Source organism: Arthrobacter sp. A2-55, assembly GCF_025548615.1.
Classification (GTDB): Bacteria; Actinomycetota; Actinomycetes; order Actinomycetales; family Micrococcaceae; genus Specibacter; species Specibacter silviterrae.
The window spans coordinates 13,717-34,658 of record NZ_JAJLOZ010000009.1 but is presented as its reverse complement, the minus strand read 5'-3'; the positions used below and the strand labels follow the sequence as shown (position 1 = coordinate 34,658).

The window sequence follows — 20,942 nt, the reverse complement described above, 5'->3', positions numbered from 1 at the left end:
GATATAGGGGTCGATACTATGTATCGACAACTGTCAATCTACCCTCGTGATGCCGCCAGGAGCCCCGTGGACACGCAAACCGCCACCCGAGCGCCTTCCACAGGGGCCGCCGTCGCCGGCAAACTTTCGCTGTTGGACCGCTTCCTGCCGGTGTGGATCATTGCGGCCATGGCCGCAGGCCTGATGCTGGGGCGGCTTGTCCCCGGGCTGGACACGGCGCTGGATGCGGTGAAAATTGGCTCAATATCGCTGCCGATCACTGTGGGACTCCTTGTCATGATGTACCCCGTGCTGGCCAAGGTGCGCTATGGCGAGACGGGGCGCGTTGTGGCGGACCGCAAGCTGCTCGGAACCTCGCTGGTGATGAACTGGCTGCTGGCGCCGGCCTTCATGTTCGCCCTGGCCTGGATCTTCCTCCCGGACCTTCCGGAGTACCGAACGGGGCTGATCATTGTGGGCCTGGCCCGCTGCATTGCCATGGTCATGATTTGGAACGACCTGGCCTGCGGCGACCGGGAAGCCGCCGCCGTGCTGGTTCTAATCAATTCCGCCTTCCAGGTGGCTGCTTTCGGGGCCTTGGGGTGGTTCTACCTGCAGATCCTTCCCGGTTGGCTGGGCCTTCCAGGGGAGGCTGCGAACTTCTCCTTCTGGTCCATCACAGCCTCGGTGCTGGTGTTCCTTGGCATTCCGCTCGTGGCGGGGTTCCTCACCCGCACGCTGGGCGAAAAGACGAGGGGGCGCGACTGGTATGAAGGGACATTCCTGCCCAAGCTTGGCCCGTGGGCGCTGTATGGACTGCTCTTCACCATCACTTTGCTGTTCGCGCTCCAGGGAAGCACCATCACGTCCCGGCCTCTCGACGTGGCGCGGATCGCCTTGCCGCTGCTGGTCTACTTCGCCGTTGTGTTCGGGGCCGGCATGCTGGCCGGCAAAGTCCTGAAGCTGGGGTACGCCAAAACCACCACGCTGGCCTTCACGGCCGCCGGAAACAACTTTGAACTCGCCATCGCCGTGGCGATCGGTACTTTCGGGGTGGCAAGCGGGCAGGCGTTGGCGGGCGTGGTCGGCCCGCTGATTGAAGTGCCCGCCCTCCTCGCCCTGGTCTACGCCGCCCTGTGGGCCCGCAAACGCTATTTCACCGCTTAGGAGAACAATGGACACCATGAAGAAGCCATCCGTCTTGTTTGTCTGCGTGCACAACGCCGGCCGCTCGCAGATGGCGGCCGCCTACCTCACCGCCCTCTCCGGCGGCGCCATCGAGGTCCGGTCCGCCGGCTCCGAACCGGCGGATTCGGTCAATCCGGCCGCCGTGGCCGCCATGGCGGAAGACGGGATCGACATGTCCGCCGAGATCCCCAAGGTGCTCACCACAGACGCCGTGCGGGAGTCCGACGTGGTCATCACCATGGGCTGCGGCGACACCTGCCCGATCTTCCCCGGCAAACGCTACGAGGACTGGGAACTTGAGGACCCGGCCGGGCAGGGCGTGGCCGCCGTCCGGCCCATCCGCGACGACATCAAGTCCCGCATCCAGGCGCTGGTGGCGGAGCTGCTGGCCTAAGCCCCGCCTGCGCGCAACACGCGCTCCATGCCGCGGTCCGGCACCAGCCAGATGGCCGCCACCACGGCATAGGCCGCCAGCCCGAACACGGGGGAGGCAAAGGTCAGCGCGCAACCTGCTATATAGATGGCGGGGGAGACGCGCGCCTTGACGTTTTTCCCGATCGCCCTCGCCAGCCTGCCGCCCGGGCCCTGCTGACGGATGAATCCTGCCTGCAGGATGGCGTAGGCAATGGCGGCCAGCATCAGGTTCGCCCCGTAAATGAAGACCGGGACGGTCGCGAAGCCGGACTCGTCCATCCAGCGGGTCATGAACGGCACCAGGGACAGCCAAAACAGCAGGTGCAGGTTGGCCCACAGGATGCCGCCCGTCACCTCATTGGCCAGCTTGATCATGTGGTGGTGGTTGTTCCAGTAGATGCCGATGTAGACGAAGCTCAGCAAGTAGCTCAGCAGCGTCGGAAGGATGCTCGCCAGGCCGGACCAGTCCGCCGTCGCCGGCGTCTTGAACTCCAGCACCATGATGGTGATGATGATCGCCAGGACGCCGTCGCTGAGCGCCTCAAGCCGGTTCTTGTCCACAAGTCCCTCCCAGTGTGGCAGTGTCAGGCCCGGGCAATGATCTCCCCGTTGGGCATCACAAACCAGCCGTCCGGGCTGGCGCCCCAGGCCCGCCAGCCCGCCGAAATCCTCTCCAGCGCCGCTGCATCCGCCAGCCCGTAGCCCACGGCCTGCTCGGCAAAGGCGGACTTCACCACCCGGTCCGCCCACACGCCGGCGTGCCAGAGGCGCTGCTCCTCGGTGGCGTACAGCCAATTGGCCGACGACGGCGACACGTCCGTGAAGCCTGCAGCCTGCGCCCAGTGGACTAGGCGGCGTCCGGCGTCGGGCTCGGCATTGTTGTGCCGTGCCACCTGCTGGTAGAGGTCCATCCATTCGTCGAGCTCGGGCAGTTCTGGGTACCAGGACATGCCGTGAAAGTCGGCGTCGCGCACGGCCACAATGCCGCCGGGCCTGGCCACGCGCCGCATTTCACGCAGCGCCGCGACCGGGTCGGTCAGGTGTTGGAGAACCTGGTGGGCGTGGACCACGTCAAATGATTCGTCGGGGAAGTCCAGCTCGTAGATGTCGCCCGTGTCGAAGCTGAGGTTGCGGAGGTGCTGGTCGGCGGCCAATGCGGTGGCCGCAGCAACCACCTCCGGGGAGCGGTCCAGTCCCAGCACCTCGCCGGGTGCCACCAGCCGCGCAAAGTCGGCCGTGATGGTGCCCGGCCCGGACCCCACGTCCAGCACGCGGAGTCCGTGTGTGAGGTGTGGAATGAGATACGCCGCGGAATTGGCGGCGGTCCGCGAAACGTGCGAGCGCAGCACGCTTTCGTGGTGGCCGTGCGTATAGACATCCCCGGACCCTGAGCTGTTTGCCGCGTTCATAAATGGGAGTGTATGCCCGGCCGGAGCTGGGCGCCACGCCTGCCCACACCTTGGCGTGGAGCGCACCCTGAACCCGGCCCTCCGGCGTCGGGCATGTACGCCCACAGTGAAAGTTGAGCCAACTACGCTCAACTTCATTTGACATGGAAACGAGCCTGAGTAAAGTTGAGTCCAGAACGCTCAATACCCGCTGGTTGAGCGAACCCGCAGCCATCCCGGCCGCGGACTTGTTCACGCAGCGGCCCCTGAAAGGAACCACTTATGTCACGTGCCGTAGGTATTGACCTCGGAACCACCAACTCTGTCGTCTCCGTGCTGGAAGGCGGCGAGCCCACCGTCATCGCCAACGCAGAAGGCGGCCGCACCACCCCGTCCGTTGTTGCCTTCTCCAAGAGCGGCGAAGTCCTGGTCGGCGAAATCGCCAAGCGCCAGGCCGTCAACAACATCGACCGCACCATCGCCTCCGTCAAGCGCCACATGGGCACCGACTGGACCGTTGCGATCGACGACAAGAAGTACACCGCGCAGGAAATCTCCGCCCGCATCCTGATGAAGCTCAAGAACGACGCCGAAGCCTACCTGGGCGAGAAGGTCACCGACGCCGTGGTCACCGTCCCGGCCTACTTCAACGACGCCCAGCGCCAGGCCACCAAGGAAGCCGGTGAAATTGCCGGCCTGAACGTGCTCCGCATTGTCAACGAGCCCACTGCGGCCGCCCTGGCCTACGGCCTGGACAAGGGCAAGGAAGACGAGCTCATCCTGGTCTTCGACCTCGGCGGCGGAACGTTTGACGTCTCCCTGCTCGAAGTGGGCAAGGATGAAGACGACTTCTCCACCATCCAGGTGCGCGCCACCTACGGCGACAACCGCCTCGGCGGCGACGACTGGGACCAGCGCGTTGTTGAGTACCTGCTGAACCAGCTCAAGGTCAAGGGCATCGACCTGTCCAAGGACAAGATCGCCCTCCAGCGCCTCAAGGAAGCTGCCGAGCAGGCCAAGAAGGAACTCTCCTCCTCGACCTCCACCAACATCTCCCTGCAGTACCTCTCCGTCACCCCCGATGGTCCGGTGCACCTGGACGAGCAGCTGACCCGTGCCAAGCTCCAGGACCTGACCAAGGACCTGCTCGAGCGCACCAAGAAGCCGTTCAATGACGTCATCAAGGAAGCCAACATCAAGGTTTCCGACATCGACCACATCGTGCTCGTGGGCGGTTCCACCCGCATGCCCGCCGTCGTCGAACTGGTCAAGGAACTGGCCGGCGGCAAGGAGCCCAACAAGGGCGTCAACCCGGATGAGGTGGTGGCCGTTGGTGCCGCACTGCAGGCAGGTGTCCTGAAGGGCGAGCGCAAGGACGTTCTCCTGATCGACGTCACCCCGCTGTCCCTGGGCATCGAGACCAAGGGCGGTGTCATGACCAACCTAATCGAGCGCAACACAGCCATCCCGACGAAGCGTTCGGAGACCTTCACCACCGCTGACGACAACCAGCCGTCCGTGGCCATCCAGGTCTTCCAGGGCGAGCGCCAGTTCACCCGCGACAACAAGCCGCTGGGCACGTTCGAGCTGACCGGCATCGCGCCGGCCCCGCGCGGCGTCCCGCAGGTTGAGGTGACCTTCGACATCGACGCGAACGGCATCGTCCACGTTTCCGCCAAGGACAAGGGCACCGGCACCGAGCAGTCCATGACCATCACGGGCGGCACCGCACTGTCCAAGGATGACATCGAGCGCATGGTGCACGAGGCCGAAGAGCACGCAGCAGAGGACAAGGCCCGCCGCGAGGCAGCGGACCTGCGCAACTCCGCCGAGCAACTGCACTACTCCGTGGACAAGGTGCTCGCCGACAACGACGACAAGCTGCCCGAGGACGTCAAGAACACGGTCAAGGCCGATGTCACCGAGCTGAAGACGGCCCTGGCCGGCGACGACGACGCAGCCGTGAAGGCCGCGTTTGAGAAGCTGCAGGCTTCGCAGTCCAAGCTGGGCGAGGCCATCTACGCCGCGGCTTCCGCCGAGGGTGCCGCGTCCGACGCCGGCGCCTCCGAGGGTGCTCCGTCCGGGGCCGGTGCTGACGAGGACATCGTTGACGCCGAGATCATCGACGAAGACGCAGACGAGAAGAAGTAGACATGTCTGAATCCGTAAACCCCGAAGAGGGCAAGCCGGTGGACCCGGCGGTCGAGCCCGTCGAGACTCCTGGGAACCCGGTGGCCGAGCCTGTCGAGACCCAGGGCGACGCCCTCTCCCAGGCGGAGGACATTCTCAACGGTGTTGAGGTGCCCGCGGAGGAATCCGTGGCCAAGGGAGCGGGCGAGGACGCCGCGGAGCTGAAGAACGATCTTCTTCGGCTCCAGGCGGAGTACGTCAACTACCGCAAGCGCGTTGAGCGCGACCGTGCGGTTGCCGGCCAGATGGCCGTCATCGGCGTGCTGAACTCGCTGCTGCCTGTCCTGGACGACGTCGACGCCGGGCGTGCCCATGGCGACATCGTCGACGGGCCGTTTGCGGCCATTGCCACCAAGCTGGAAACAGCGCTGGGAACGTACGGCCTGGAGAAGATTGACGCCACCGGCGTGCCTTTCGATCCAACCGTGCACGAGGCCCTGATCCAGCAGCCGTCGGCGGACGTCGAGGTTGACACGGTCAGCCAGGTGCTGCGCAACGGCTACAAGTCCGGTGAGCGCGTGCTGCGCGCCGCGCAGGTGATTGTGGCCGTACCGGAATAGCAACTCGAATCGGTGGTTGAGCTTGTCGAAACCTTCGCGTTTCGGCAAGCTCAACCACCGCATTTCACTATAATTTTTTTAGAGAAGGAGGCGTCTTGGCAAGTCAAGATTGGGCAGAGAAGGACTTTTACAAGATCCTTGGGGTGTCCAAAGATGCGTCGGACGCCGACATCAAGAAGTCATACCGGAAGCTGGCACGCAAGTACCACCCCGACACCAATGCCGGTGATGCCAAGGCGGAAAAGACGTTCAAGGACATTTCCGAGGCATACTCGGTGCTGTCCAACAAGGAAGACCGCGAACAGTACGACGCCATCCGTGCCATGGGCGGCGGAGCCCGCTTCAGCGCCGGCGGGGCAGGCGGGCAGGGTGGTCCCACAGGCTTTGAGGACGTGTTTGGCGACCTCTTTGGCGGTGGACGGGGCGGTGCCCGGCGCGGCACGCCCGGCTTCAACGGTTCAGGACTCCCGCCCGAATTTGCCGACCTCTTTGGCGGTGGCGGCTTCGGCGGCGGCTACCAGCCCGCGCCCACCAAGGGTGCCGACAGGTCGGCGTCGACCAGCATTTCCTTCGGCGGCTCCATCAACGGCACCAAGATCGCCTTCCGTGAACCCAGCGGCGACACCATTGACGTGCGCATTCCCGCCGGCATCAAGGACGGCCAAAAGGTCAGGGTCAAGGGCAAGGGCCAGTCAGGCGCCGCGGGCCCGGGGGACCTGGTGGTCACCGTCAACGTCAAGCCACACGACTTTTTCATGCGCGACGGCGACAACATTCGCATCCACGTGCCCGTAACATTTCCCGAGGCTGCCCTGGGCGCGGACATCAGCGTCCCCACGCTCACCGGCGACACCGTCAGGGTGCGCGTCCCGGCCGGAACGCCCAGCGGGCGGACCCTCCGGGTCAAGGGTGCCGGCGTCAAGACGAAGAAGGGCGACGGCGACCTGCTCGTGACGATCGATGTTTCCGTCCCGCAGAAACTCAGCAAGGATGCCGAGGAGGCCGTCAAGGCGTTCGCTGCAGCCACGGCCGACGGCGACCCCCGGGCCACGCTGCGCGACAAGGCCAAGCTCTAACCACCGGGTTTCGACAGGCTCAACCACCGGGTTTCGACAGGCTCAACCAGCGAAGAGAGGAGATCACGATGATTGTCGACCCCCACGCACCCATCTTTGTGATCTCCGTGGCGGCGGAGCTGGCGGAGATGCACCCGCAAACCCTGCGCCAGTACGACCGCCTGGGCATTGTGAAGCCGAACCGGGCCCCCGGACGCTCGCGCCGATATTCACAGCACGACGTCGACATGCTCCGCGAGGTCCAGCGGCTTTCCCATGAGGGCGTTTCCCTGGAAGGCATCCGGCGGATCATGCAGCTGGAGAACCAGGTGGAGGCCCTCCGCGCCAAGGTGCGTGAACTGGGCGAGCAGCTGGAATCCGTCACGGCGGAGATGGAGTCGCGCCCGCCGCGCCCCAACAGCCGCGTGTTTGCCGCGGGCCTGGCCGGCGACGACATTGTGGCACTGGCCCGCGGCCAGCGCCCGCGCGCCCGCAGCCAGGCCGTCGTCATCTGGCGTCCGCAGCGCTGACGGCGTGCCAAACTGCCGGCGGCGTGTGAAATTTCACCCGCCCCGGACAGCATGGCACGCCGTCACCAGAGGTCGTCCCTCTGTACGGCGGCCAATCGCTTCCGCGCGTTCAGCATGGCCGCCATGATTCGGCGGCGCAGCAACTCGGCGTCGGCCAGGTCCTTCCACTCCACCCGGATAAAGCTCCAACCGTCCTCCATGAGCTCGCGTTCGCGTTGGCGCTCCTCGTAGAGGGCCTCGTTGGTGGGCCGGAAGGCAAAGTATTTGGTCTTTCCATCGAATTCCAAGGCCAGCTTGATGTCCCGCCAGGCGCCGTCAACCCGGTAATTATTGCCCGCAGCCTGCACGTGGACCTGGTATTCGGGCTGCAGAATGTCCATGTCGGCGACCATCAGCCGCAGCCGGGTCTCTCCCGCGGACTCGGAACCTTTGTCCAAGGCTGCCAGCACTTTCCGGGCGGCCCGGACCCCGCGCCGCCCGCGAATGGCGTCGAGCAGTTCAAGCATCACGGCCAGGCTGGCTCCCCGGTGCAGGCCGGAGTCGCCGATAATGACCGCCGTGACAAATGGCTCGGTCCGGGCGCAGTCAACGATGGTCTGTTCCAAGGTGGTGGTCCTGACCGGACCGAGCGTGTGGTGGCTGATCCGGGTTTGCGCTGAATCCGGCAATTGCCGTCGGTGCACCTTGACGCCCGGCACAGTACTTTTTGCCGAGACGGATGACGGCGTTGTAATGTGCACGCCCGGCCCGACGTTCCAGAGGGACAGTCCCAGCAGCCTGGCCGCGCTGGCATGGCTGTAGAGCGCGCGCCCATGGGTGGCATGAAAATGGGCCGTGACGCGCAACATGACCTTTTCCGACGGGTATTTCTCCTGCCAGACACCCATTCTGACGTACGCCCCGTGTCGGATCCGGAACAGGAGCGAATGCCTGACGGCCGACGCCAACAGCCGTGGGCTCAGGCCCACCCGGCCCAGCTCCGCCGTGGTGGCGATTTCGCCTCGGGCGGGCCAGTCCCGGGTAATTTTTTCGGCCAATTCCGACTTTTCCATGTCCCCAGCCTTGCCCCGCCAGGTGGTGACTTCAACAGCCTCCGGCCGGATTGTGGATAAGTCCGCCCGCGGGCAAAACTGGCGGCGTGCCAAACTGTCCACGGCGTGTGAAATTTCACCCGCCCCGGACAGCATGGCACGCCGTCGCCGGGCTGGCCCCGCTAATCGCGGAACAGGCCTGCCAGGTCCGAGGCTGTCAGCGCGCCGCCGGCCAGGGAGTCCCCGCTCATCACGTCGGAGAACAGCTGCGACTTCTTGGCCTTCAGCGCCATGACCTTTTCCTCGATGGTGTCCTTGGCCACCAGTCGGTACACCATGACGTTCTTCTTTTGCCCGATGCGGTGCGTGCGGTCCACGGCCTGGGCCTCCGACGCCGGGTTCCACCAGGGGTCCAGGATGAACACATAGTCTGCTTCGGTCAGGTTCAGGCCGAACCCGCCCGCCTTGAGGCTGATCAGGAACAGCGGGGCCGTCCCGTTCTTGAATTCATTGACGACGTCGGCGCGGTTGCGGGTGGACCCGTCCAGGTAGGTGAACGGAATGTCCTCCGCCTTGAGCCTGTCGCGAACCTTGCCCAGGAAACCGGTGAACTGGCTGAAGATCAGCGCCCGGTGGCCCTCCTTCACCACGTCCTCGAGCTGCTCAAACAGGACGTCAAGCTTTGATGAACGGACGCCGGCCAGGCCTTCGTCCACGAGGGAGACGTCCAGGCTGAGCTGGCGCAGCAGGGTCAGGGACTGGAAGATGGTGAAGCGGTGCTTGTTGACGTCCTCCAGCAGGCCCAGGATCTTGGCCCGCTCACGCTGCAGGTGGGTTTGGTAGACCTTTTGGTGGCGCGGGTTCAGCTCCACTTCCAGGATTTGTTCCTGCTTGGCCGGCAGGTCCTTGATGACTTGTTCCTTGGTGCGCCGGAGCATCAACGGCTTCACGCGTGAGCGCAGCTTGGCCAGCAGCTCGGAATTGCCGTTCTTTTCAATGGGCCGCTGGTAGAACTCGGCAAAGCGCTTGGGGCTGGGAAACAGGCCCGGGGCGACGATGGACAGCAGCGTCCACAGTTCCATCAGGTTGTTTTCCAGCGGCGTTCCCGTCACGGCCAGCTTGAACGGCGCCTTCAGCTTGCGGGCGCACTGGTACGCCTTGGACTGGTGGTTCTTGACGAACTGGGCCTCGTCCAGGATCAGCCCGGCAAAGGGCTGCATGCCGTATTCGGCAAAGTCGATCCGGAACAGCGCATAGGAGGTGATGACAATGTCGGCACCGGCGAAGAAGGACGCGGAATCCAGCCCGCTCTTGGCGAACGTTTCCCCCACCGAGACCACTTTCAGGCCCGGCGCAAACTTCATGCTTTCACTGGTCCAGTTGCCCACCACGGACGTGGGTGCCACCACCAGGAACGGCTTGTGGCCGCCGTCGTCCGGGCTGGCGGAGGCCTTGACCTGGGCAATAAGCGCCAGCGTCTGCACCGTCTTGCCCAGGCCCATGTCATCGGCGAGCACGCCGCCCAGGCCGTGGCTGTGCAGGAAGTTGAGCCAGTTGAAGCCGTCCAGCTGGTAGGGGCGCAGTGTCGCGTTCAGCGACGGGGGAGTGGGCAGCGGGACCAGGGGGCCGCCGTCGAGCAGTCCGCTGACGGACTTCCGCCAGGCCTCCGCCTGCTCATCCACAATGCCCAGCTGGGCCAGCTCGTCCCAGAGGCCGGCCTGGAAGCGGCTGATGCGCAGCTCGCCGTCCTTGTTGTCATTGAGCCCGCGGGCCTCATCAATGAGCGCGCGCAGCTGGTGCAGCTCGGGCCGGTCCAGGGAAAAATAGGCTCCGCTGGGCAGCAGCATGCGGCTGTGCCCGGCGGCCAGGGCCGAGAAGACGGCGGCGAAGGAGACAAACTGGCCCTCCACCGTGATGACGATGCCCAGGTCAAACCAGTCGCGCTCATCCGTGGCATGTGTGGAGATCTTCACGATGGGCGCCTCAGTCACCTCGCGGTAGCTGGCCGGGTCCCCGCTGGTCTCCACGCTCACGCCGGGCAGTTCCCGCAGCCGCGGCATGACGGTCTCCGTGAAAACCATGGTGTCCAGGCCGGTCAGCACGGCCGAGCCCGCCAGCCGGGGATCCCCCCACGCATTGTTGGCGGCCACGCCCATGGGCGCCACGTCTTCCCAGGGCTGGCCCACACTCTCCACAATGCGCGCCTCTGCCCCGGCGTCCCGCACGGCGGATTCACCGGCTTCGGGCCACAGCGGGCGCGAATTCACGCGGTTGCCCACCTGGTAGTGCCATTCCCAATGAAGGCGCAGGGTGTGGTCATCGCCGTAGGCGGCCAGCAGCGACAGCGTCGGCTCCACGTAGGCGGGCAGCTCCACGGAGTGGTCCGCGGAGACCACGGCGGCGGTTTGCTTCAGCTGGGGGTAGAACTGGGTAAGAAACTTTTCCTCGCCCTCCGCCGGCACGTGGACCAGCTCCTTGCGCAGGGCAAAATCCAGCAGCTGGGAGGAGGTGTTGGGGGCCAGGGGAGCCAGGGTGATGGTGCCGCGGACCACGGCGTTGCGCCCGGAGGTGCCGCTTCCCACGTTGACCAAGGTGTCGGGTTCGGTGCTGAAAAACAGCCCGTGGACAGGCGAGCCGATGGTGCCGACAATGGCCTCCCTGATGGGAACCCCGGCCGCCTCAATGAGCGGGCCCACGTCCAGGCCGCCGGTGTCGGAGCGTGTGACATCGAGCTGCACGGTGGCATCATCCGTGGAAATCCGCACGGGGTCCCCCGTGCTGGACTGGACCAGGGAGATGCCGTGCCGGCGGGCGTCGGCCAGCAGCTGCCACAGGTTGCGCCCGGCAAAGTCGTTGACGGCCAGCCAGGAGGAGGCATTGCTGTGGCTGTACTGCCGGGGGCTGTGGGAAGACAGGAACTCGCTCAGCCACTCCAGCTGGACGGGATCGTGCTGGCGGCCGTAGCTGAGGTAGCCCAGGGTGTTCCAGCTGATGCCCGTCTTCACCCATTTGCCGCGCGCGCCCATGACCACGGGGCGCACATTCAGGATGGGGGCTGAGGGGACCTTGCCGCCGTGGCCCCGGTAGGAGAAACGCGGCGGCGGCACCTGGAGCTCAAATTGCAGGCCCAGCTCCGGCAGCTCGGCCGACGGCGCCGCAACGGCGGGGGGCAGCAAATCGGACAAGGTGGATTCCCAGTCGGCGGCCGCGTCGCCGCCAGCCGGGCCCGCGGCGGGAGGCTTGGCACCCTTGCTGCCCTTGGCGTTGGCCAGCAGGGTCTCCAGATAGGTGGGTTCCTTGGGGGCTTCCTCGGGGACAAAGAATTCCTGGAAGTTGGGGTCCTGTTCGGCGGCGGCAATCAGCGCCACCACGTGCTTGCAATTTTGGCGCACCGGGCAGTTGCAGATGCCCACCCGGCACGCCACCACGCCGTCGTGCTCGCGGACCAGCTTGGCGGTGGAGCGGTAGCTTTGCTTTCCCATGACTTTTCCGGAGAGCAGGCCGGTGGCCGGTTCCAGCGTGATGTCCTGGACGCGGCCTTCTTCGGCATAGGCACGTCCGGCGGCGACGGACTTTTCAGTGAACTCGGCGATCCGCGTCAACAAGAGCGAACCGGCAGAGGGATACGTCACAGAGCTTGCTTCCTTACGGATTTGTGCGGCCCGGTCGGTGGACCACATCCAATCAATCTTAGGCGGTGCCGGGCACCACTTTCATCTTTTGGATTCCTCAGGTGTTGGCACGGTACGCGCGCAGCAGGATGTCAGCCACCTCAGCGCCGACCTCGGAAGCCTGGCGCAGGCGGATCTTGAGCCTGAAGGCGTTGTCGGGGCGGGCCGCGGAGGCCTCCAGCAGTCCTCCCGCAGGTTCGTCCAGACGGAGGAAAATGTCCACGGCTGACTTGCTGACGGGGGTCACCTGGGCAAACTTCCGCCGCGGCGTGAGGAGGGAGATGTACGTTTTGCGCAGCTGCACGGTGGCCTGGCCGGTGCCGTCCTCGGCCCACGCCAGCACCAGGGCGATCACGGCGTCTGCAATGGGGCGCAGCTGCAATCTGTCCGCGTATTGGCCTTCCAGCAGTTCTGCTGCGTCCTTGAGGAAGAAGTCCGGAAAGCCGAACAGCTCCCACATGACGGGGTTCTGGGCGTAACCGGTGACGCCATTTTCCGTCAGCCACGTGCGTGTGGCTGCCTCGGTGGGCAGCCCGGCATTGCGGACAGCGCCCAGCCACCACGGCACGTCGTGTCCGGTCCGGCGCAGCAGCAGCCCGGACATCCAGTCCAGCATTTCGTGCCAGCTCTTGAACTCGGGCCGCGGAGCGTCCGCCACGGTGACTACTTCCGCCGGAAGGTGAGGTCGAAGATCACGCGCCCGGCCTTGTGGGCCTTATTTTCAAAGCTGGTGAGAATGCGCCCGTCAAAGCGGGGAGCCCAGCCGCCACCGGCGTCCGGCTCGTCGCTTTGTTCGCAGTCGACGCCGGTGAGCCGCGCCTGGGTGAGCGGGCTGGCGGAACCGGTGCGTTCGCCGTCGTGCATGTTGTCAAAGTCCGGCGACGCCACACCCACGGCGCGCATCTGCTCGGCATAGCCAGACCAGTCGGTGGCCAGGCGCCACAGGCCGCCTGGTGCCAGCACGCGGGCCACGAGCGGGGCGAAGGTGTCCTTCACCATGCGGCGCTTGTTGTGCTTTGTCTTGTGCCACGGGTCCGGGAAAAACACCCACACCTCGCTTACCGAACCGGCAGGCAGCATGGTGCCCAGCACTTCCGGCGCATTGGCCTGGACCACGCGCACATTGCGCAGTTCGGCCGAGACGATTTTTTGGATGGTCTGCGCCAGCCCGGGCGTGTAAACCTCCACGGCCAGGAAGTCCTTCCCCGGGTTTTCCTTGGCGGCATGGACCACGGCGTCGCCCAGCCCGGAACCGATCTCCACCACCAGGGGCGCCACCCGGCCAAACTCGGCTGCCGCGTCAAACACGTAATCCGGGTGCACCGAGGTGTCCGAAATGTGCCGGGGGATGTCCACGGCGAGGGTGGCCGAGTGGTCATCCCACGCCTTTTGCCGGCGCCCCTGCAGGCGGGTCCCGCGGCGGACAAAAGAGACCGGCTGCGCACGGTAGGTGCCTTGGGCGGCCTGGCTGCCGGGCGTGATGGGGCGGGCGGTGCCGTCCTGCGTGCGGGGCGCCTTGTCTGCTTGCGGGGAATCTGGGGCTGGGTGTTCAGTCATCAGTGTTAAGGGTACCGGGGCTTGGTGCACTTTTCTGTGGGGCGAAACTCGACTTGAGTTGTGCCCCCAGTGCACCCGGGGCACAACTCAGCCCTGGTTTTGCCCCACAGAAAAGTCCGCCGCCCCCGCCAGGTCCTTGCCCATGGTCTCCGGGATGGTGAAGATGAACACGGCGCTGACCAGCAGCAGGACCACGGCGTAGACGCTGAACAGGACGCCCAGCTGGATGGACCCCAGCCACGACTGCAGGTAAGGCGCCGTGCCCCCGAAGACGGCCACGCAGATGGAATAGGGGATGCCCACGCCCACCGTGCGGATGCTGGTGGGAAACAGTTCGGCGTAGACGGCCGGCACAATGGAGGCGCTGGCCGCGATGAAGAACAGCATGACGGACATGCTCACGGCCAGTTCCCAGGGCTGGTCCTTGAGCAGCCAGGTCATGGGAAAGTGCAGGACGGCGGAGCCAATGGCGCCTGTCAACAGCACCTTCTTGCGGCCGATCCGGTCCGACAGCCTCCCCCAGAACGGCAGGGCGGCGATGAACACGACGTTGCCGATGACGCTGGCCCACAAGGCTGCGCCCCGGTCCATGCCAAGGTCGGTGGCCGCATGGCTGGGCGCCACCACGCCCCAGATGTAGTAGACGACGGTCAGGCCGACGGTCAGGCCGATCACCTGCAGGGCCTGCCTGCGGTGGCGGACAATCTGCGGCCAGATCGGGGCGCGCTTGGCCTTGGCGTCCTCGCCGGTGAAGACCTCGGATTCATGCAGCCGGGAGCGCATGTACAGCGCGTACAGGCCCAGTGCGGCGCCGACGGCAAACGGGACGCGCCAACCCCAGGCCTGCATGTCCACCTTGGGCAGGACCAGCGTCATGGTGGCGCCCAGCAGCGTGCCGAAGAGGATGCCGGCGGTGCCGGAGGTGTAGATCAAGGTGGCCCACAGCCCCCGCTTTTCCTTGGGTGCCATCTCGGACAGGTATGTCTGTGACGACGGCAGCTCGCCGCCGTGGGCCAGCCCCTGCAGGAGACGGGCCACCAGCAGCGTTGCCGACGCCAGGGCGCCCACCTGGGCGTAGCCGGGGGCGACGGCGATCAGCAGGCTGCCGACCGAGGCCAGTCCGACGGCGAGCGTCATGGAGGACTTGCGCCCAATGCGGTCACCGATCCAGCCGAACAGGAAGCCGCCGAAGGGCCGGGCGACGAAGCCGACCGCGAAGATGGCGAGGGTGGCGAGCACGGCGGAGGTCTTGTCGGCCTTGCTGAACAGTGCGCCCGCGAGGAAGGGGGTGAACGTGGCGTAGACGGCCCAGTCGTACCATTCAACGGCGTTGCCGATGCCGGTGCCGACCAGGGTCCGCCACACGGGACGCTGCTTGGTCGACGTGCCGGGGACGGATCCGTGGCCGGTCTGGGGATGAATTGTTGTCTTCATGGAAAACCTTCGAAGGTCAGTTGGCGGCGAAGGCCGGCTGGGAGGCGGAAAGGGAAGCGAGGCGGCTGGTGGCCAGCTCGGCGTAGAGGGCGGCGCCGTCGGTGAGGACGGCGTCGTCGAACGTGGCGTAAGGGGAGTGGTTGAACGCCGTGGTGGTGTGGTCGGTGCCGGGGGCAACGGCGCCGAGGCCGATGAAGGTGCCGGGAACGGCGGCCATCACATGGGAGAAGTCCTCGGAGCCGCTGATGGGGGTGGCCAGCCGGGTGAGGCGCTCGGCGTTGAACATGCCGGAGATGATGTCCTCGGCGTGTTCGGTCTCGGTGGTGTCGGTAATGCTGACCGGGTATTCGGTCTGGTAGTCCACGTCAACGTCCACGCCGTGCGCGGCGGCGATGTGCCTGACCAGCCGGGGTGCCGCCACGCGCATCTTCTCCCGGGAGGCCTCCGAGAAGGTGCGGATGGTGGCCTCGAAGTGGGCGGTCTCCGGTATGACGTTGCGCTTGCTGCCGGCCTGCAGGAGGCCCACGCTGAGCACCACCGGGTCGAACATGTCGAACTGGCGGGTGACCATGACCTGGAGCGCGGTGACGATTTCCGTGATGACGGCCACCGGGTCCTTGGCCATGTGCGGGGCCGAGCCGTGGCCGCCGGCACCGAGCACGGTCACCACCAGGCCGTCGGAGGCGCTCATCATGACGCCGGGCTTGGTGACGAACTGGCCGTGCGGGGCGAGCCCGGAGAAGACATGCATGCCGAAGGCGGCGTCGACGCGGCGGCCGGCGGCGTCCAGGACGCCCTCGCGGATCATGACGGACGCGCCGTCGAGCCCTTCCTCGCCGGGCTGGAACATGAGGACCACGTCGCCGGCCAGCTGCTCCCGCCGGTCCGCCAGGAGGGTGGCCGCGCCGGTCAGCATGGCCGTGTGGAGATCGTGGCCGCAGGCGTGCATGGCGCCGTCAACGCGGGAGGTGTAGGCGACACCGCTGCGTTCCTGGACAGGCAGTGCGTCCATGTCGGCACGGAGCAGGACCACGGGCATTTGGCCCGCGGAGTCCGGCGTGGAAGACGGGGCGCCGCCGCGGAGCACTGCCGTGACCGAGGTGGTGTCGGTGCCGAGCGAAATCTCGTAGCCGAGGCCGTCGAGCGCCGTGAGCACGCGTTCCTGGGTACGCGGCAGGTCCAGGCCGATCTCGGGATCCTGGTGCATCTCGTGGCGGAACCGGACCAGGTCCGCGGTGAGGTCTGCGGCAGCAAGTGACATGGAAACTCCTGTAAGGATTGGGTGTGGTTAAAAGTGTGTGGTGAAGTGCGTCACTGTTGGCTATATCCCTGAAATTATGCAAATAATTATGACGATGACGAATTTTCATGCACCGTTGAGCGAGGAAGACCTTGCGCTCATCCATGCGCTTCAGATTGCGCCGCGCGCCGGGTGGGTCGACGTCGGCACCGTGCTGGGCGTCCACCCGACCAGTGCGGCGGCGCGCTGGGACAGGCTGACTGAGACCGGGGCGGTGTGGGTCACGGCGCACCGAATGGGAGACCCGAAGGCGGTCACCCTGTCCTTCATCGGGGTGGACTGCACCATGGAGGGCCAGGCCGGGGCCGTGGAAGCGCTGTGCGCCGTGCCGGAGATCATTACCTTGGAACAGACGGCCAGCAGCAGGGCGCTCTGGCTGACCGTCATTACCGAGTCCATGGCCCAGCTCAGCGGAGACGTCGTCCCGGCGCTCCGTGCCATCGACGGGGTCCTTGGCTACGAGGTTTCCCTCTGCACCAGGCAGCATTTCAACGGCAGCTCGTGGCGGCTGAATGTGCTTTCCCGCGCCCAGCAGCAGCAAATGCAGGTCCTGTCCCGCGCCGCATGGGCACCACGGGGAACTTCGGTGCACCTGCCCCAAAGCCACCTTGACCTCTTGCCCTTCCTGACCCGTGATGGCAGGGCCTCGGCGGCCGCGATGGCCCGTGAACTGGGCCGGGCACCCGCCACGGTGCAGCGGCAGCTGAACAAGGTTGTCGCTTCCGGCATTGTGTCCTTCCGGTGCGAGATGGCCCAGTCGCTCTCCGGTTATCCCATCACGTGCCAATGGTTCGCGAAGGTGCCGGCAGGTCAGCACGAGACCGCTGCGTCAACCCTTCGGCAGCTGCGCAATGTGAGGTTCATCGCATCAACCACGGGGCAAAGCAACTTCACCATCATCATGTGGCTGCACTCGGTGGCCGACATCATGGACGTGGAGCTGACGCTGACGCAAAACATTCCCGGCATTGAATTGCAGGAAAGCGTGGTGATGCTGGCCTGCGCCAAGCGGGTGGGTTGGACGCTGCGCCCGGACGGCACCGCGCTGGAGGCGGTGACCCCATGAAGTGGAGCCCGATTGGACCCTGGCGGCGCGCCACTTGCCAAGTGGCGCACGATTGGCCGCCTGCGGTGCTCCACTTGCCAAGTGACAAAAGGTGAGATGCCCCACCTGGGTGACCATCCGGCGTCGTGCCACTGCTAGTATGGGAGTACTTAATGCGTATCTTGCGCATTCTGCGTCGATGAACGCATTCAACTTGTCCCACCGATTCCGCACTCGGGCCCGCTTTTTGGGTGGTGGTTGACACGCTCTGGCATTGAATCGGCGAACCCGCTGTCAAAACTGACCGTGGGCCGTTGAACCGCCTTACGAAAGATTCTCTCTTTACATGACAACTTTTGCTGCCCTTGGCGCGCCCAAGGAAATCGCTGACTCACTCGCCGCACAGGGCATTGAGGAAGCGTTCCCCATCCAGGTCAAGACCCTGCCGGACACGCTCGCCGGCCGCGACGTGCTGGGCCGCGGCCGTACCGGCTCCGGCAAGACCATTGCCTTCGCCATCCCGCTGGTGGCCCGGCTGGCCGAGCGCGAGGCGCCGTACTTCCGCAAGCCCGGCCGCCCAATGGGCCTGGTCCTGGCCCCCACCCGCGAGCTGGCCACCCAGCTGAACAACACCATCGAGCCCCTCGCCAAGGCCATGGGCCTGAACACCACGGTCATCTACGGCGGGGTGTCCCAGGCCCGCCAGGAAAAGGCCCTGCGCGCCGGCGTGGACATTGTCATCGCCTGCCCCGGCCGCCTGGAAGACCTGATGAAGCAGCGCATCGTGTCGCTGGAGAGCGTTGAGATCACGGTCCTGGACGAGGCCGACCACATGGCCGACCTCGGCTTCCTGCCCGTGGTGAAGCGCCTCCTGGACACCACCCCCACGCAGGGCCAGCGCATGCTGTTCTCCGCCACGCTGGACAACGGCGTGGACAAGATCGTCCAGCGCTACCTCTCCAACCAGCTCACCCACTCGGTGGACGAGCCCAAGGCCGCCGTGTCCACCATGGAGCACCACGTCCTGGTGGTCAACGACCAGACCGTCAAGAAGCAGGTCATCGTTGAGCTGGCCTCCGGTGCCGGGCGCCGCATCCTGTTCATGCGCACCAAGCACCACGCCCGCAAGCTCGCCAAGACCCTGACCGACGCCGGAATCCCCGCCGTCGATCTCCACGGCAACCTGTCGCAGAACGCCCGCGACCGGAACCTGGCCGAATTCTCCTCCGGCGACGTCCGCGTCCTGGTTGCCACCGACGTTGCCGCCCGCGGCGTGCACGTTGACGACATCGAACTGGTCATCCACGTTGACCCGCCGACGGAGCACAAGGCGTACCTGCACCGCTCAGGCCGCACGGCCCGCGCCGGCCACGACGGCATCGTCGTCACCATCACGCTGCCCGAACAGCAGAGCGATGTGAAGAAGCTCATGAAGGCTGCCGGCGTCGACGTGAACTTTGAGCGCGTCACCGCCAGCTCGCCCACCATCGCCAAGCTGGTGGGCGAGGTCGCCGACAAGATTGACCCCCGCACCCGCGCGGCCCTCCTGGCAGCCAAGCGTCCGGCCGAAGGCGGCGGCACCTCCACGGGTGCCAACGCCCAGCGCAAGCGCGCCCGCTCGGGCGCAGCCCCCACCGCCGGCGGCCGTGGCGGCCGCGGCGGACGTGGACGCGTTTCCGCCGACGCCCCTGCCGCAGGCAACCGCTCGGAGCGCCGTGAAGGCCAGCCGCAGTCGGCCCGCTTTGGCGGCGCCGGGCGCCCGGCCCGCGCGGCCGGCGAGGGACGCCCCGCCCGTGACGGCGATGTGGCCCGCAGCAACCGCGCCCCGCAGGGCTCCGCACACCGCGGTTCCTCCCACAGCAACGACGCCCCGCGCAGCGCATCCCGCGCTGCCGGCACCGGAGCCGTATGGTCCTCCAACACAGGCGGCACCTCCGGCGGCAGCTACAACGCCAACGGCGGCGGCTCCGGTCGCCCGGCCCGCGCCGGCGGCTCCCGCCGCGCCTCGGCCCCTGCCTCGAACCAGCGCCGCGGCCGCTAGTCCCCACCGCTTAACGCAACGCGCCGGCACCCAACTGGGGTGCCGGCGTCGTGCGTTAACGGCTGCGCAGCGCCGGCCTAACCCTTGGCGCCAGCCGCAGCGCCGGCCCGGGACTGCACGGCCCCGGCAACGGTGGCGGCAGCCATGGTGACCAGGGCGCCCAGGACCAGCGCCGCGGGTTCGCCCGGGGCCAGCAGGTTTTGTTGGAGCCCGATGGTCGCGGCGGCAATCGGCACTCCTAGCTGTGATGCCGACAGCACGCCCAGGGGCAGCGGCAGCCCGAAAAACCGTGCCACCGAATGCACTCCGATGGCCCCCGCTCCAAGCGCCAGGCCCAACAGCAGCATTTGCGGGTGCGCGCCCAGCTCGCCCAGGTCCAGGGACGCGCCCAGCCACAGGAAAAACAGCGGCCCCAAAAACCCCTCGGTCAGCGCAAAGAGCTGGTGTGCCAGGCGCCTCGGTTCGCCCACTGCCGAAACTGCCAGCCCGAACGCGAACCCGGCCAGCATGATCGACACATGGCTCCAGACCGCCAGCCCGGCCAGCGCGAACAGCACGGCCAGCTGAAACCGGAGTTCCAGGGCGAACTTGCGGTTCTCGGAGAGCCTGTGGATGCGCCGCTGCAGCCCCTCCCGGTCCGCCCGGCGCAAAATCACCAGAACGACGGCGGCACTCGCCAACACGGCCGCCGAACCAAGAGCTGCCCTTCCCGCAGTTGCCGGGTTGAGTGCCAGGGGCAGGGCCGTGATGGCGAGAGTGTCTGCCATGGCCACCTGCGCCGTCATGGCCAGCACAGGCGGGCCGGAGAGCTTCAAGGAGCCCACAATTGGCAGCACCAGGGCGGCGGAGGAAGACGCCAGCAGGACAATGTAGAGGGGAGCATGACCATTGCCGAACAAGGCCGCCAGGCCGATGCCGGCCGCAGCGGCCGCGGCGGCCACCGCCAGGAGCCGCACGGCGCCGCTGCCGAGTGCCGCACGGATTTGCCTGTCACGGACGGGGACATGGGTGCCGGCCACGAACATGACCAGCGCAAAGCCCATGTCGGCTAGGAACGTGAAGGTGGGTTCGGCCGGGTTCACCAGGTTCAGCCCGGTGCGCCCGACGATGATCCCCGCCAGCAGCTCGCCGATCACCACCGGGATGTGCCACTTGCGCGGCAGCGCCAGGAGCGGGCCCAGCAGTGCGGCCACGCAAATAAGTGCCAACCCCGGAAAACCCATGCCGCCTCCTGCAACGTGATGGTGGTCCATAGCCTATTGCACGCCCGCCCCGAAGGATTTAGCGTGGAGTTCACAGCCAGCCCGCTGCAAGGGGTGCTGGCGCAGCTAGTGACGGGAGCTACGGCCATGGCGTCAGACGATGTGGAGATTTCAACCCTTGTCCCCGAAGGCGAGTGGACGGACGAGTCACTGGCCGTGCTGGTGGCTGACTACGAGCACAAGATCGCCGAGATGGGCGCGCCGCAGGCCCAGATCAAAACTCACGTGGAACATACCTCGCGCGGCGGCGTCAAGATCCGCGTGGTGTGGGACCGGAACGGCACGTCCTAGCCCGCT

General features: G+C 66.4%; 18 protein-coding genes. 9 read left to right on the top strand and 9 right to left on the bottom strand.

Translation table 11 applies throughout. The annotated features are described in order from the left end of the window. Positions 1-18: 18 nt before the first annotated feature. Complete coding sequence (gene arsB / locus LPN03_RS04420; RefSeq protein ID WP_410468556.1) at positions 19-1,146, top strand: ACR3 family arsenite efflux transporter; 1,128 nt, start codon at positions 19-21, stop codon at positions 1,144-1,146. A 7-nt stretch (positions 1,147-1,153) separates the two neighbouring features. Next, positions 1,154-1,561 (top strand): arsenate reductase ArsC, encoded by a 408-nt coding sequence (locus tag LPN03_RS04415; RefSeq protein WP_262453257.1) that lies wholly within the window; start codon positions 1,154-1,156, stop codon positions 1,559-1,561. On the opposite strand, the gene LPN03_RS04410 is transcribed toward LPN03_RS04415, so the two are convergent. Both LPN03_RS04410 and LPN03_RS04405 read right to left on the bottom strand, forming a co-directional pair. Beyond that, on the bottom strand, positions 1,558-2,142 hold the full coding sequence (locus LPN03_RS04410) for a TMEM175 family protein (protein ID WP_165181668.1): 585 nt from the start codon (positions 2,140-2,142) through the stop codon (positions 1,558-1,560). The two genes, LPN03_RS04415 and LPN03_RS04410, sit on opposite strands and share 4 nt — an antisense overlap. 23 nt (positions 2,143-2,165) lie before the next feature. Then, a complete protein-coding gene (locus LPN03_RS04405; RefSeq protein WP_165181667.1) occupies positions 2,166-2,990 on the bottom strand; it encodes a methyltransferase domain-containing protein in 825 nt (274 codons plus the stop codon). A gap of 261 nt (positions 2,991-3,251) precedes the next feature. Here LPN03_RS04405 and dnaK point away from each other — a divergent pair, with 261 nt between their 5' ends. The 4 genes from dnaK (at position 3,252) to LPN03_RS04385 (ending at position 7,304) form a co-directional block, all read left to right on the top strand. Further along, positions 3,252-5,120, top strand: coding sequence for a molecular chaperone DnaK (dnaK, locus tag LPN03_RS04400; RefSeq protein ID WP_262453256.1), 1,869 nt, complete (start codon positions 3,252-3,254; stop codon positions 5,118-5,120). A 2-nt stretch (positions 5,121-5,122) separates the two neighbouring features. Then, positions 5,123-5,719: a nucleotide exchange factor GrpE gene (locus LPN03_RS04395; protein WP_165181665.1), complete on the top strand. Its 597-nt coding sequence runs from the start codon at positions 5,123-5,125 to the stop codon at positions 5,717-5,719. Positions 5,720-5,814: 95 nt separating this feature from the next. Beyond that, positions 5,815-6,795 carry a DnaJ C-terminal domain-containing protein gene (locus LPN03_RS04390; RefSeq protein ID WP_262453255.1) on the top strand — a complete coding sequence of 327 codons (981 nt, stop codon included), beginning with the start codon at positions 5,815-5,817 and terminating at the stop codon, positions 6,793-6,795. A 68-nt stretch (positions 6,796-6,863) separates the two neighbouring features. Next, on the top strand, positions 6,864-7,304 hold the full coding sequence (locus LPN03_RS04385; RefSeq protein WP_165181663.1) for a heat shock protein transcriptional repressor HspR: 441 nt from the start codon (positions 6,864-6,866) through the stop codon (positions 7,302-7,304). 62 nt (positions 7,305-7,366) lie between these two features. Here the strand turns inward: LPN03_RS04385 and LPN03_RS04380 are convergent, their stop codons facing one another. The 6 genes from LPN03_RS04380 to LPN03_RS04355 all read right to left on the bottom strand — a co-directional run bounded on the left by LPN03_RS04380 (position 7,367) and on the right by LPN03_RS04355 (position 16,258). Beyond that, the gene (locus tag LPN03_RS04380; RefSeq protein ID WP_165181662.1) at positions 7,367-8,356 is read right to left on the bottom strand and encodes a hypothetical protein; all 990 of its coding nucleotides are present in this window, start codon (positions 8,354-8,356) and stop codon (positions 7,367-7,369) included. 161 nt (positions 8,357-8,517) lie between these two features. Further along, positions 8,518-12,015 (bottom strand): DEAD/DEAH box helicase, encoded by a 3,498-nt coding sequence (locus LPN03_RS04375; RefSeq protein ID WP_262453254.1) that lies wholly within the window; start codon positions 12,013-12,015, stop codon positions 8,518-8,520. Between the two features lie 49 nt (positions 12,016-12,064). Beyond that, entirely contained in the window at positions 12,065-12,664 is a 600-nt protein-coding gene (locus LPN03_RS04370; protein WP_262453253.1) for a hypothetical protein, read from the bottom strand. A 5-nt stretch (positions 12,665-12,669) separates the two neighbouring features. Beyond that, entirely contained in the window at positions 12,670-13,563 is an 894-nt protein-coding gene (gene trmB / locus LPN03_RS04365) for a tRNA (guanosine(46)-N7)-methyltransferase TrmB (protein ID WP_262453252.1), read from the bottom strand. 87 nt (positions 13,564-13,650) lie between these two features. Further along, complete coding sequence (locus LPN03_RS04360) at positions 13,651-14,997, bottom strand: MFS transporter (protein WP_262453251.1); 1,347 nt, start codon at positions 14,995-14,997, stop codon at positions 13,651-13,653. Positions 14,998-15,013: 16 nt separating this feature from the next. After that, positions 15,014-16,258: a M20 family metallopeptidase gene (locus LPN03_RS04355; protein WP_262453250.1), complete on the bottom strand. Its 1,245-nt coding sequence runs from the start codon at positions 16,256-16,258 to the stop codon at positions 15,014-15,016. A 94-nt stretch (positions 16,259-16,352) separates the two neighbouring features. Here LPN03_RS04355 and LPN03_RS04350 point away from each other — a divergent pair, with 94 nt between their 5' ends. Then, a complete protein-coding gene (locus LPN03_RS04350) occupies positions 16,353-17,363 on the top strand; it encodes an Lrp/AsnC family transcriptional regulator (RefSeq protein WP_165181656.1) in 1,011 nt (336 codons plus the stop codon). Between the two features lie 325 nt (positions 17,364-17,688). After that, positions 17,689-19,383, top strand: coding sequence for a DEAD/DEAH box helicase (locus tag LPN03_RS04345; RefSeq protein WP_262453249.1), 1,695 nt, complete (start codon positions 17,689-17,691; stop codon positions 19,381-19,383). A gap of 77 nt (positions 19,384-19,460) precedes the next feature. Here the strand turns inward: LPN03_RS04345 and LPN03_RS04340 are convergent, their stop codons facing one another. Further along, positions 19,461-20,606 (bottom strand): cation:proton antiporter, encoded by a 1,146-nt coding sequence (locus LPN03_RS04340; RefSeq protein WP_262453248.1) that lies wholly within the window; start codon positions 20,604-20,606, stop codon positions 19,461-19,463. Between the two features lie 63 nt (positions 20,607-20,669). On the opposite strand from LPN03_RS04340, the gene LPN03_RS04335 reads away from it, so the two are divergent. After that, on the top strand, positions 20,670-20,936 hold the full coding sequence (locus tag LPN03_RS04335; protein WP_262453247.1) for a hypothetical protein: 267 nt from the start codon (positions 20,670-20,672) through the stop codon (positions 20,934-20,936). Positions 20,937-20,942: the final 6 nt, after the last annotated feature.

What these genes read in the sequence shown, in the direction of transcription:
- arsB (WP_410468556.1), top strand. Translation starts at nt 19, where the DNA reads ATGTATCGACAACTGTCAATCTACCCTCGTGATGCCGCCAGGAGCCCC.
- LPN03_RS04415 (WP_262453257.1), top strand. Translation starts at nt 1,154, where the DNA reads ATGGACACCATGAAGAAGCCATCCGTCTTGTTTGTCTGCGTGCACAAC.
- LPN03_RS04405 (WP_165181667.1), bottom strand. Translation starts at nt 2,990, where the DNA reads ATGAACGCGGCAAACAGCTCAGGGTCCGGGGATGTCTATACGCACGGC.
- dnaK (WP_262453256.1), top strand. Translation starts at nt 3,252, where the DNA reads ATGTCACGTGCCGTAGGTATTGACCTCGGAACCACCAACTCTGTCGTC.
- LPN03_RS04395 (WP_165181665.1), top strand. Translation starts at nt 5,123, where the DNA reads ATGTCTGAATCCGTAAACCCCGAAGAGGGCAAGCCGGTGGACCCGGCG.
- LPN03_RS04385 (WP_165181663.1), top strand. Translation starts at nt 6,864, where the DNA reads ATGATTGTCGACCCCCACGCACCCATCTTTGTGATCTCCGTGGCGGCG.
- LPN03_RS04380 (WP_165181662.1), bottom strand. Translation starts at nt 8,356, where the DNA reads ATGGAAAAGTCGGAATTGGCCGAAAAAATTACCCGGGACTGGCCCGCC.
- LPN03_RS04375 (WP_262453254.1), bottom strand. Translation starts at nt 12,015, where the DNA reads ATGTGGTCCACCGACCGGGCCGCACAAATCCGTAAGGAAGCAAGCTCT.
- trmB (WP_262453252.1), bottom strand. Translation starts at nt 13,563, where the DNA reads ATGACTGAACACCCAGCCCCAGATTCCCCGCAAGCAGACAAGGCGCCC.
- LPN03_RS04360 (WP_262453251.1), bottom strand. Translation starts at nt 14,997, where the DNA reads ATGAAGACAACAATTCATCCCCAGACCGGCCACGGATCCGTCCCCGGC.
- LPN03_RS04355 (WP_262453250.1), bottom strand. Translation starts at nt 16,258, where the DNA reads ATGTCACTTGCTGCCGCAGACCTCACCGCGGACCTGGTCCGGTTCCGC.
- LPN03_RS04350 (WP_165181656.1), top strand. Translation starts at nt 16,353, where the DNA reads ATGACGAATTTTCATGCACCGTTGAGCGAGGAAGACCTTGCGCTCATC.
- LPN03_RS04345 (WP_262453249.1), top strand. Translation starts at nt 17,689, where the DNA reads ATGACAACTTTTGCTGCCCTTGGCGCGCCCAAGGAAATCGCTGACTCA.
- LPN03_RS04340 (WP_262453248.1), bottom strand. Translation starts at nt 20,606, where the DNA reads ATGGGTTTTCCGGGGTTGGCACTTATTTGCGTGGCCGCACTGCTGGGC.